Source organism: Pseudomonas sp. (assembly GCF_050739655.1).
Lineage (GTDB): Bacteria > Pseudomonadota > Gammaproteobacteria > Pseudomonadales > Pseudomonadaceae > Aquipseudomonas.
Window position 1 is genome coordinate 1 of record NZ_JBOIBY010000266.1, and the last position, 9,845, is coordinate 9,845.

General features: G+C 57.5%; 9 protein-coding genes. 6 read left to right on the forward strand and 3 right to left on the reverse strand.

The window, feature by feature from the left end:
* Together fba and ACRESJ_RS13290 are read left to right on the forward strand one after the other, a co-directional pair.
* Positions 1 to 1,013 (forward strand): class II fructose-bisphosphate aldolase (fba, locus tag ACRESJ_RS13285; protein WP_431758294.1); only part of this gene is annotated, 1,013 nt, incomplete at its 5' end.
* Positions 1,014 to 1,262: 249 nt separating this feature from the next.
* Complete coding sequence (locus tag ACRESJ_RS13290) at positions 1,263 to 1,667, forward strand: hypothetical protein (RefSeq protein ID WP_431758295.1); 405 nt, start codon at positions 1,263 to 1,265, stop codon at positions 1,665 to 1,667.
* A gap of 106 nt (positions 1,668 to 1,773) precedes the next feature.
* Here the strand turns inward: ACRESJ_RS13290 and ACRESJ_RS13295 are convergent, their stop codons facing one another.
* Positions 1,774 to 2,442, reverse strand: coding sequence for a polysaccharide lyase family 7 protein (locus ACRESJ_RS13295; RefSeq protein WP_431758296.1), 669 nt, complete (start codon positions 2,440 to 2,442; stop codon positions 1,774 to 1,776).
* A 318-nt stretch (positions 2,443 to 2,760) separates the two neighbouring features.
* On the opposite strand from ACRESJ_RS13295, the gene ACRESJ_RS13300 reads away from it, so the two are divergent.
* The 3 genes from ACRESJ_RS13300 to ACRESJ_RS13310 are packed head-to-tail and all read left to right on the forward strand — an operon-like array spanning position 2,761 to position 5,754.
* Complete coding sequence (locus ACRESJ_RS13300; protein WP_431758297.1) at positions 2,761 to 4,881, forward strand: putative bifunctional diguanylate cyclase/phosphodiesterase; 2,121 nt, start codon at positions 2,761 to 2,763, stop codon at positions 4,879 to 4,881.
* A gap of 48 nt (positions 4,882 to 4,929) precedes the next feature.
* On the forward strand, positions 4,930 to 5,421 hold the full coding sequence (locus ACRESJ_RS13305) for a M48 metallopeptidase family protein (RefSeq protein WP_431758298.1): 492 nt from the start codon (positions 4,930 to 4,932) through the stop codon (positions 5,419 to 5,421).
* Between the two features lie 36 nt (positions 5,422 to 5,457).
* The gene (locus tag ACRESJ_RS13310) at positions 5,458 to 5,754 is read left to right on the forward strand and encodes a winged helix-turn-helix domain-containing protein (protein WP_431758299.1); all 297 of its coding nucleotides are present in this window, start codon (positions 5,458 to 5,460) and stop codon (positions 5,752 to 5,754) included.
* A gap of 122 nt (positions 5,755 to 5,876) precedes the next feature.
* Here ACRESJ_RS13310 and ACRESJ_RS13315 read toward each other — a convergent pair whose 3' ends face one another.
* The gene (locus ACRESJ_RS13315) at positions 5,877 to 6,329 is read right to left on the reverse strand and encodes a GNAT family N-acetyltransferase (protein ID WP_431758300.1); all 453 of its coding nucleotides are present in this window, start codon (positions 6,327 to 6,329) and stop codon (positions 5,877 to 5,879) included.
* A gap of 253 nt (positions 6,330 to 6,582) precedes the next feature.
* On the opposite strand from ACRESJ_RS13315, the gene ACRESJ_RS13320 reads away from it, so the two are divergent.
* A complete protein-coding gene (locus ACRESJ_RS13320) occupies positions 6,583 to 7,320 on the forward strand; it encodes a substrate-binding periplasmic protein (RefSeq protein ID WP_431758301.1) in 738 nt (245 codons plus the stop codon).
* A gap of 148 nt (positions 7,321 to 7,468) precedes the next feature.
* Here the strand turns inward: ACRESJ_RS13320 and yccS are convergent, their stop codons facing one another.
* Positions 7,469 to 9,655, reverse strand: coding sequence for a YccS family putative transporter (gene yccS, locus ACRESJ_RS13325; protein ID WP_431758302.1), 2,187 nt, complete (start codon positions 9,653 to 9,655; stop codon positions 7,469 to 7,471).
* Positions 9,656 to 9,845 lie beyond the last annotated feature (190 nt).

Consider the following 9,845-nt stretch of genomic DNA (forward strand, 5'->3'; position numbering starts at 1 on the left):
ACGGCGTTCCAGCCTTCAACGTCAACAACCTTGAGCAGATGCGCGCCATCATGGAAGCCGCTGACAAGACTGACTCCCCGGTGATCGTCCAGGCTTCGGCCGGTGCTCGCAAATACGCCGGTGCACCATTCCTGCGTCACCTGATCCTGGCGGCAATCGAAGAATTCCCGCACATCCCGGTGTGCATGCACCAGGACCACGGTACCAGCCCTGACGTCTGCCAGCGTTCCATTCAACTGGGCTTCAGCTCGGTGATGATGGACGGTTCCCTGGGCGAAGACGGCAAGACCCCGACCGACTACGACTACAACGTGCGTGTTACCCAACAAACCGTGGCCATGGCTCACGCCTGTGGCGTATCGGTAGAAGGCGAGCTGGGCTGCCTGGGTTCGCTGGAAACCGGCATGGCCGGTGAAGAAGACGGCATTGGTGCCGAAGGCGTTCTGGATCACAGCCAGATGCTGACCGACCCTGAAGAAGCCGCTGACTTCGTAAAACGCACTCAAGTCGATGCCCTGGCCATCGCCATCGGTACCAGCCACGGCGCCTACAAGTTCACCAAGCCGCCAACCGGCGACGTGCTGGCGATCGACCGCATCAAAGAAATCCACAAGCGCATTCCAAACACTCACCTGGTAATGCACGGTTCCTCTTCGGTACCACAAGAGTGGCTGGCGATCATCAACCAGTACGGCGGCGACATCAAAGAAACCTACGGCGTACCGGTTGAAGAAATCGTCGAAGGCATCAAGCACGGCGTGCGCAAGGTCAACATCGACACCGACCTGCGTTTGGCGTCCACCGGTGCGATGCGTCGCCTGATGGCCACCAACCCGAGCGAGTTCGACCCGCGCAAATTCTTCGGCGCCACCGTAACCGCCATGCGCGACGTGTGCATCGCCCGCTACGAAGCCTTTGGCACCGCTGGCAACGCTTCGAAGATCAAGCCGATCTCTCTGGAAGGCATGTACCAGCGTTACCTCAAAGGTGAGCTGAACGCCAAGGTCAACTAAGACCACTATCAAAAAACGCGATCAGATTGGGTTATAGCTCAATCTGTCGCGGCTCAAAGCAAATGCCCCGACTTGTCGGGGCATTTGCTTTTTTCGTGTCAGGAATATGACTGCCCGCTTGATTGAAAACTCGTTATTTAGAGCGCAGTGGTAATTTCAAATGGATATAAACTACTGTCATATATAACAGGTGTTCTGCTACTGGCGGAAGCTTACTCTTTCCACTCATTTACTTGCCGGATGAAAAAAATGGAAATTAAGCAGACGAGTAGCAACAAGTCTTGGGGTGTCCTAAACATCACATTCAGCCATCGAGTACATGGTGAACATACGCTGAATATGAAGGATTATGTGCCTGTAGAGGTTTATCCAGATTACTTTCATATCAATCCGAAGCGCTGGAGTGCAGGGGGGCACGTTTATTACGTGGGTATTAAAGGTGTGTCGGATCTCGAGGTTGGCAGTCATGAGTTAGTCCGGGGTGACGAGCGTCTCTTTGCGCATTTGGAATTTGATAAAGTAGAGGGTGATAAGTTTGCTGAGGGTGTGTTTATTTTGGAAAGAGGCGGAAAGTATCCCAAGGGGAAATTCAGTTTAAAAGAAGGGGATCTTTCAGCGGAGGGAGATTTTGATATCAAAGAAATTAAAGATTGAGGTCGTCAAGTTTGATGTCGGTCGGACGCACGGCAGACTCATGGAGTCTGCCGTTTTATTGCATATTTGCACCATCCGTTAGTTGCGGGTTGCCTGCGGCGCCTTTTTACTTATCGTGATCAATATCCAACTTGCTGAACGTCACCTTCCCACCTTCACTGGTGTACCCAGTGTTGTCCTGCACGTACACCCCGGCCTTGAAGTACAGCGGTTTGTCCCGCCAGGTAGCGCTGATGTTAGTGTCCCACTGATAGCCCGCCGCGCTAACGCCCAGTGCTCCGCCAGGGCTCAGGTGAATGAGGTAGTTGAATTCGCGATTGAGCTTGATGCCAGTGGCGAGGGTGATCACCCGGCTTTCGCTGTCGTCGGGGTGCATGCGTACTTTGACGACGAGGTTGCCGGTCTCGGTTTTGGTTTTGTACTGGTATTCGAGTTTCACCATCGGTTTCTGGCTGTTGTAGGCGTGGATCTGCCCAATGACGAGCTTGCCCGAACTCGGCACCTGGTTCACCGCCAGGGTAGCGCGCAGTTGGTTGTCGGCATCCGGGTAGAACCAGTTACGCAACGTGCCATTGCTGTAGGTTTCGCGCAGTTCGGTGCGTGGGTAGATCGCGTTTTCGGTTTTAGAGCCGGTGACCGGTGACCAGAAAAACAAGGTGCCCGTGTCAGAGTGGAAGTATTGATCCTTGAAGCCGTTTACCAGTTTGGAGGTTTCGACAGTGTAGGGGGGGCTGCCGACGGGAACACTGAGGTTCCAGGTTGCGAGGTCGATCATAAAAAGCTTCCACAGATTGTGCTGCACGCTCGTGCCAGAAGCTCTAGCACGGGCCTTGGAGGGCGATCTTTATAAGCGCAGGCAACCCGTTTGTTAATGTCGGCCTGACAGATGGATGACGTCAAAATCCTGTTAAAACGCCATCTTTCCCGGTTTTAGCGGGCTGCAGCGACGACCGTTAGTCGGTGAATTAACGCTTTAGTTAGATGCTGGCGTACTGATAGCTACTGCTTTTGTTGATCCCGGACTAGAGTGAAGGCACAGTATCTGTCCGGTTTTCACAAGAAATCGGCCTGACGTCCTGAATAGAGAAGCAGCATGGAATGCGCGCACCCCCCGCCAGCGGAAAGCAACTCAACGTTATTGATCGTCGACGATTACCCTGAAAACCTGATCAGCATGCGCGCGTTGTTGCAGCGCCAGGACTGGCAGGTCATCACTGCCGCCTCGGGTTTCGAGGCGCTCGGTTTACTCCTTGAACATGATGTCGACCTGGTGCTGCTGGATGTGCAGATGCCCGGCATGGACGGTTTCGAAGTGGCGCGCCTGATGCGCGGCAGTCAACGGACCCGCCTGACACCGATTATTTTCCTGACCGCCAATGAGCAATCCCAGGACGCCGTGATCAAGGGTTATGCCAATGGTGCGGTGGATTACCTGTTCAAACCATTCGACCCGCAGATTCTCAAGCCCAAGGTCCAGGCGTTGCTGGAGCACCAGCGCAATCGCCGTGCCTTGCAGCGCCTGAGCCATGATCTTGAGGTCGCTCGCGCTTTCAATGCTTCGGTGCTGGATAACGCTGCCGAAGGCATTCTGGTGGTCAGCGAGCAAGGTTTGATCCGCTTTGCCAATCCGGCGACGTCGCGGTTGCTCAGTGCCACGGTACAGGAGCTGCAAGGCCGGCAGTTTCTGGATTTCCTGCAAAAACCACACATCCCGTTATGGGCCGATTCAGACCTGTTGGCGGGGTACAAACGTGGCGAAACGTTCCGCTTGCACGACGCACTCTTGCGTACCGCACGGGGCCAACAAGTACCGGTGGCGTTGTCTTGTGCGCCCTTGCCTGCCGAACAGCATGCGATGGTGGTGACCGTGCAGGACATGTCGGTGGTGCGACACCTGCACCAGCAGCTCGAATTCCAGGCAGTTACCGATCCTCTGACCGGGTTGCTCAACCGTCGCGGGTTTTACCAGACGGTGGAAAACCTGCTGTTGCGCGGCGAGCGAACCGACAGCGCGTGGGTCCTGATGTATCTGGACCTCGACGGCTTCAAGCGGGTCAATGATTCACTGGGCCACGATGCCGGTGATCGGGTGCTGCGCTGGGTGTCCGAGCAGTTGAAGGCTTGCTTGCGACCCTTTGACATTCTGGCGCGCATAGGTGGCGACGAGTTCACTGCTTTGCTGGATCTGCAGTTTCCCGAGCAAGCGGCCAAGATCGCTGAAAAGCTCATCGAGCGGGTGTCGATCTGTCAGCAAATCGATGGCCTGGATATCGTCCTGGGCGCGAGTATCGGCCTGGCCACGTTCCCGGATTGCGGGGCCAACCTGGACGGTTTACTGCGGGCTTCGGACATCGCCATGTACGAAGCCAAGCGTGCCGGCCGCCAACAGTATCGTTTTTACGATCATGAAATGAATGGCCGGGCGCGCTCGCGGCTGATGCTTGAAGAAAGCGTGCGCACTGCCATCGAGAACCGTGATTTCAGTTTGGTTTATCAGCCGCAGGTGGCCATCGCCGACGGCCGGATTCGTGGGTTCGAAGCGTTGTTGCGCTGGCAGCATCCGAGCGTGGGCGACGTTCCGCCGGGGTTGTTTCTGCCGTTGCTGGAGGAGGCGCGTCTGATCAGCCACTTGAGTAGCTGGATTTACCAGCGTGGTGCCGGGCAACGCAAAGCGTGGGAAACCCTGTTTGCCGAGGATCTGGTACTGGGCATCAGTTTGAGCAGCACCCAATTCGCCATGCCCAACCTGGTGACCGAGTTGCGTCAGGTGTTGGATCGACATGGTTTGAAGCCGCGTCATCTGGAAGTCGAAGTGACGGAAGAGGCTTTGACACACAACCCGCAAGAGACTCGCAAACAGCTGCGTTTGCTGCGCAGCCTTGGGGTCAGGGTGGCGCTGGATGATTTCGGCTCCGGCCCGTGTTCGGTGTCCCATTTGCGCGATCTGGAGATGGATACGCTCAAGCTGGACCGGCATTTGATCGCCCGGCTGCCCGAGTCTTCGCGGGATGCGGCGCTGGTGCGCAATGTGATCGAGATGTGCAAACAGTACGGCATGCTGGTGATCGCCGAAGGGGTGGAAACCGTTGCTCAATACCAATGGCTTCAAGCCAATGGTTGCGAGTATGTGCAGGGTTTTTTGGTAGCGCGACCGATGATGGCCGAAGATACCGTTCACTTTGTGCAGCCGTTTGACTGGGGCGCGCTAACTTGATGAATTCGCTACACTGACGACCTTTTCAAAAAATGTGTTGCTGCTGCGATGACCGCGTTGAAGTACCTCCAGGCCTATCCCGCTTCCTTGCAGGATCAAGTGCGCCAGCTGATCGCCGAAGGTCGGCTGGGCGACTATTTGAGCAAGCGCTATCCGCAGAAGCACGACGTGCAGAGCGACAAGGCGCTGTACACCTATGCGCTGGACCTCAAGCAGGAATATTTGCGCAATGCTCCGGCCATCGACAAGGTTTTGTTCGACAACCGTCTGGACCTGACGCACCGCGCCCTCGGCCTGCACACCGCGATTTCCCGGGTGCAGGGTGGCAAGCTCAAGGCCAAGAAAGAAATTCGCATCGCCTCGCTGTTCAAGGAAGCGCCCGCCGAGTTTCTGAAAATGATCGTGGTTCATGAGTTGGCGCACTTCAAAGAGTCCGATCACAACAAGGCGTTCTACAAGTTGTGCGAACACATGCTGCCGGGTTATCACCAGGTGGAGTTCGATGTGCGGGTGTACCTGACGTGGCGCGACATGCAGTAGCCATCGCCACATAGAATCGCAACAAGGAGTGTGTGGATGGATGTAAGCAAGACCAAGAGCAGCTTCTACCGCCGTTTATACGTGGCGTATCTGATTGATAGTGGTCTGGCCAGCAGTGTTCCGGCCCTGACCGAAGTTACCGGTATGCCCCGGCGTACGGCTCAGGACACCCTCGCAGCGCTGGCGGATCTGGATATCGTGTGTGAGTTCGAGCAGGAAGAGGGCGCGCGCAACCATGCCGGTCGCTACCGGATTCGCGATTGGGGAGCGATTGATCGGGGGTGGATCGAGCGCAACTTGCGACAGATCAAAGAGGTGCTGGAGTATCCCTGAGAGTTTTAGCGATGCTGCTGGCGCCATCGCGGGCAAGCCCGCTCCCACAGTGGCCGGGATGGATCAAAACTTTGCATCCCGTACGGGAACCTGTGGGAGCGGGCTTGCCCGCGAATAGGCCCTCAAGAACGACGCATGCCTATGTGTGGAATACCATCCTCGACATACTCCTCACCCGACACCTCAAACCCGTACCGCCCGTAATACCCCTGCAGATGCGCCTGGGCCGAGAGATAAACCGGCATGTCGGGCCAACGTTTCTCGATCTGTGCCATCGCCTGTTCCATCAACGTATGACCCAAGCCGGTGCCACGGGCCTGTGGCGCGATGATCACGCGCCCGACCACCACGTCGCCACCCTGAAGCTCAGGGTCGAGCAAGCGCAGGTAGGCCACCAGTCGATCCTCGTCCCACGCCATCAAGTGACAGGTATCACCTTCCAGATCCTGCCCATCGATGTCCTGATAAATGCAATTTTGCTCAATGACGAACACCTCCTCGCGCAGCTGCAAGATGGCGTACAGCTGTTGGATACCCAGATCGCTGTGGTGTTTGCAGACCCAATCGATTGTCATGTTCTGATTCCCTGAAAACGTCCTTTCGATACTAAGCGCCCCGACGATGGATGTCTGTATGGCGGAGAAATCTGTGATAAAGACCAAAATGCCATCATTCATTTCGCGCGGTGCTGTCTTCTTTGTGTAATCTGGAATGAAGCGAAATGGGGTGGCTTCCAATAGCTAACGTCCAGGGTATGTTTGTGCCGGACCGGGGCTTGAAGTTTTGGCTGAAAACACGCCGGGCAGTCGCCCGCTAAGGATTTCTGGCATGCCGCGATTGCATCGAGCCTTTGCCTTGATTGGATTGCTGTTGCTGACTCACAGTGCGGTGGCGGACAAGCTGCGGCTGGTGGCCGATGCCTGGCCACCGTTTACCGACGCCACGCTGGTCAATGGCGGCTTGGCCACGGACATTGTCAGTACGGCGCTGGCGCGAGCCGGCTATGCCAGCGATTTCGAACAGGTGCCTTGGGCACGGGCGTTGCTGGGGTTGGGGGAAGGTCGTTATGACGTGCTGGTCAACGCCTGGTACACCGACGAGCGCACCCGACTTGGTCAATTTTCCAGCGAATACCTGATCAACCGAATCCGGTTCATCAAGCGCAAGGATGCGCCGATCGAATACAACAACCTGCAGCAACTGCACGCCTACCCGATGGCTATCGTGCGCGGTTACGCCTATTCGCCGGCGTTCGATGAAGATGAATCACTGCAGAAAGTGCCGGTACACAACTTCGCGCTGGCCGTGCGCATGGTGGCCGCCGATCGGGTCAAGCTGACGCTGGAAGACGAATACGTCGCCCGTTATTACCTGAGCCGTGAATCGGCCAAGGTGCGTAATGCCGTGGAGTTCCTGCCCACGCCGTTGAGCGAGAACGGTCTGCACATCCTGGTCAGCCTCAAAAATCCCAAACACGAACAGATCGTCGCCGGTTTCGATCGGGCGATTGCGGCGATGAAGGCGGATGGGAGTTATCAGCGGTTGATGAAGCAGCATGGGATGTGAGGTTTGGTGGCGCGGCTGACGACGCTATCGCTGGCAAGCCAGCTCCCACAGGTTTCCTGGTGGAATCCAAATTTGTGATTCATCCGCAATTCCTGTGGGAGCGGCGGTGCGACGATTCGACTTGCCCGCGAAGAGGCCCGATCAGGCGCTACGCATCTTCACTGGTGTCCTTGATCAAGTGCGCCGCCAACGTGCGCAACGGCCCCAACTGCCGGCAGATCAACGCCAGTTGCGTCTGCACCAGACGCTGGCCTTCGTCAATTTCATCGGGCATCTGCTCAAGCTCATTGGCCAGCGCTTCTTCCTCATCGCTCTGAATCGCAATCGCGGATTTGCTCGCCAGCCCCTGGGCGATTTCGTCAATGCTGAGGGCCAGTTTCGCGCCGGCATTTTCAATCAAATGCTCACGTACGCCCGGTGGTAACTGGATTTCCCGGTGCGCACCCAAGCCAGAAAGGTAACTGAGCAAGGTGTGCGACAGCACCAGGAAGCGGAAGCCCACATCCGCTTCCTTACGGAAATGCCCCGGCTCCATCAGCATGTTGGCCAAGGTGGTCGACAGCGCTGCATCGGCGTTGTGGGCGTTACGACGGGCCAGGCGATAGGCCAGGTCGTCGCTTTTGCCGGCGGCGTATTGCTGCATGATCTGGCGCAGGTAGATGCTGTTGCAGGTCAGGGTGTTGGCCAGCACTTTGTTCAGGCGTCGACCCTGCCAGTCTGGCAGGAACAGGAACACCGCGAGGCCTGCGATCAGGCTGCCGAGCAAGGTATCGAACAGGCGTGGCAGGAACAGCCCGTAACCATCGCCCACCTGGTTGAAGCAGAACAGCACCATCAGGGTGATCGCCGCAGTCGCCAATGTGTAGCGGGTGGTTCGGTTGGTAAAGAACACTACGCCCGCTGCGATGGCGAAGCACGACTGGATCAGCGGGTTGGGGAACAGGTCGAACAGCGCCCAGGCCAGGGTCAAGCCAATGGCGGTGCCGATGATCCGCTGGCCGAGTTTGCGTCGTGTAGCACCGTAGTTGGGCTGGCAGACAAACAGCGTCGTGAGGATGATCCAGTAACCCTGGGACGGGTGGATCAAGTGCACCATGGCGTAGCCGATGCTCAAGGCCAGGGGCAATCGCAGGGCATGACGGAACAGCAGCGAAGTGGGCGTCAGCTGTGTGCGCAGGCGAACCCATACGTCCTTCAAGTTGCGTGGCGAACGATCCAGCAAGCTGCTGTCGGTGGCGTCGGCCAGCGCGTCAGGGTTGCTGGCGTCACTGAGCAAACGGTCGAGGGTGCCAAGGTTCGCGGCCAGCGCCCGCAATGAGCGCAACAAGCCGCGCCAGGCCGGGTTGCTCTGGATGCGCAGGTGTTCGAGGGAAGCGTGCAAGTCGCCCAGGGCTTCGGCGAAGCTGGCGTCGTAGGTGAATGGCTGGCGCATCTGGATCGATTCGGCCAGCGCCCGGCAGGCCTTGCCTTGCTGACGCAACAGGCGTTGGCAGCGGAACAGCACGTCGCTGTGGAAAAACGCCTCGGCCAGGGCGTTGTAAGGGTAGTGCGAGGAGCTGGCGCGCTCATGGATGTCCTGGGCGAGGAAGTACAGCTTCAGATAACGGCTGACTTTCGAGTCGGGTCGACCGTTGCCAACCCGATGCAGGATGATTTCCTTGGCGGCATTCAGTGCAGCAACGACGCGACCGTTTTGTTGCGCCAGTTCCAGTCGCTGCGCTTCGATGTCCATTTGCCGGATCGGTTCGAACAGCGACGACTTCAGCTTCAGGTAAAACCCCAATTCGCGAAACAACCGGGCCAGGCTTTGCTGCACCGGCTGATTGGAAAACAGCGCCTGCCACAGCACCGAGAGCGCCCCGTACCAGGCCGCGCCGGCCACCAGCAGCAGCGGCTCGTGCCAGACGTCGATCACCGCGCCACCGCGCTGGTCCACGCCGATCATGGTGTAGACCGACAGAATCAGCGTGGCCGAGGCAATCGCGCCATAGCGTTCGCCCAGCGCACCGAGCATCGTCAGGCAGAAGCTGGCGAGGGCAAAGGCGAAGATGAAAATGATTGGGTAGGGGAACAGCAGTTCCACCGACAGCGAGGCGACGGCGAAACATACCAGCGTCACGGCCAGCGCATTAAGGCGGCCCTGCCAACTGTCGTCGGTTTCGGCCAGGGCGCTGGCGATAATCCCCAGGAACAACGGGATCAGCAGCCCCATCTCATCCTGATACCAACACAACGCCATGGTGCCGGTCAGGGCGATGAACACCCGTACGCTGTAGCTGAATTTATCCAGCGCCCAAAGGCGACGCAGAGACTGGCGGAACGAAGTCGATGACATGAAGTGCGAAGGCCTTCCGAGGCAATGACGCTAAATTGAGCCACTAATGACGCCGACGCAATGGCGCCGATCACATCAGACAGCAAAATCTGTTCCTTTGATACTTCATGCCAACCTCAAATTTTCAGGCTGGCATAGAAACCTGTGGGAGCTGGCTTGCCAGCGATGAGGTCAGTACATGCAACATCTC

Bases quoted from the DNA above. Each gene is read 5' to 3' on its own strand.
- ACRESJ_RS13290 (WP_431758295.1), top strand. From the start codon at position 1,263: ATGGAAATTAAGCAGACGAGTAGCAACAAGTCTTGGGGTGTCCTAAAC.
- ACRESJ_RS13295 (WP_431758296.1), bottom strand. From the start codon at position 2,442: ATGATCGACCTCGCAACCTGGAACCTCAGTGTTCCCGTCGGCAGCCCC.
- ACRESJ_RS13300 (WP_431758297.1), top strand. From the start codon at position 2,761: ATGGAATGCGCGCACCCCCCGCCAGCGGAAAGCAACTCAACGTTATTG.
- ACRESJ_RS13305 (WP_431758298.1), top strand. From the start codon at position 4,930: ATGACCGCGTTGAAGTACCTCCAGGCCTATCCCGCTTCCTTGCAGGAT.
- ACRESJ_RS13310 (WP_431758299.1), top strand. From the start codon at position 5,458: ATGGATGTAAGCAAGACCAAGAGCAGCTTCTACCGCCGTTTATACGTG.
- ACRESJ_RS13315 (WP_431758300.1), bottom strand. From the start codon at position 6,329: ATGACAATCGATTGGGTCTGCAAACACCACAGCGATCTGGGTATCCAA.
- ACRESJ_RS13320 (WP_431758301.1), top strand. From the start codon at position 6,583: ATGCCGCGATTGCATCGAGCCTTTGCCTTGATTGGATTGCTGTTGCTG.
- yccS (WP_431758302.1), bottom strand. From the start codon at position 9,655: ATGTCATCGACTTCGTTCCGCCAGTCTCTGCGTCGCCTTTGGGCGCTG.